Genomic DNA, 748 nt, shown 5'->3' with positions numbered 1-748 from the left:
CTGGCCCAGCCGCCCATGCAGGCCTTGGGGTAGCGGGCATGGTAGTCCGGCACCACCTGGTCGACCACGATCTGGCCGGCATGGCGCGCCTTGGCCTCGGCCACGTCCGCCAGTGCTCGGCGCACCTGGGCCTGGTCGGGCTGCAGCGCTGCACGGTTCTGCAGCGCCCAGCCGTAATACTGGGTGTGGGCGATCTCCACGCGCCTGGCCCCCAGCGCCACGGCGAGATCGACCATCTCCCCGGCTCTTGCGATGTTGGCCCGGTGCAGCACCACGTTGACGGTGAGCGGCAGGCCCGCTGCTGTCACCAGCCGGGCCGCCTCCAGCTTGCGCGGGAACACGCCGGCAGCCCCGGCGATCCGCTCGGCACTGATAGGCTCGCTGTCCTGCAAGGAGAGCTGGACATGGTCCAGCCCGGCCGCCAGCAGCCGCTCCAGCCGTGCCGGGCTGAGGCCTAAGCCTGAAGTGATCAGGTTGCTGTACAGCCCGGCCGAAGCACAGGCCTCGACCAGCACCGGCAGGTCCGGCCGGGCCAGAGGCTCGCCGCCGGACAGGTGCACCTGCAGGACGCCCAGGGCCCCGGCTTGGCCGAACACCCGCTGCCAGCTCTCAGTCGGCAGCTCCTGCTCGCGGCGATCCAGTTCCACCGGATTGGAGCAGTAGGGACAGCGCAGCGGGCAGCGATGGGTCAGCTCGGCCAGCAGACCCACCGGCGGCGCCAAGGGCTCGGGCGTGCTCACAGGTCGAG

1 protein-coding gene is annotated in these 748 nt (G+C 71.4%); it reads right to left on the bottom strand.

What is annotated here, in order from left to right:
* Positions 1 to 740, bottom strand: a 740-nt coding sequence (locus tag EQG76_RS31440) for a radical SAM protein (RefSeq protein WP_159719130.1), incomplete at its 3' end; no start/stop codon positions are given.
* Between the last annotated feature and the right edge of the window lie 8 nt (positions 741 to 748).

It is taken from the genome of Geminicoccus flavidas, from assembly GCF_009806515.1.
Classification (GTDB): Bacteria; Pseudomonadota; Alphaproteobacteria; order Geminicoccales; family Geminicoccaceae; genus Geminicoccus; species Geminicoccus flavidus.
Note: the sequence above shows the minus strand (reverse complement) of the source record. Positions and strands in the feature narration are given on the sequence as shown.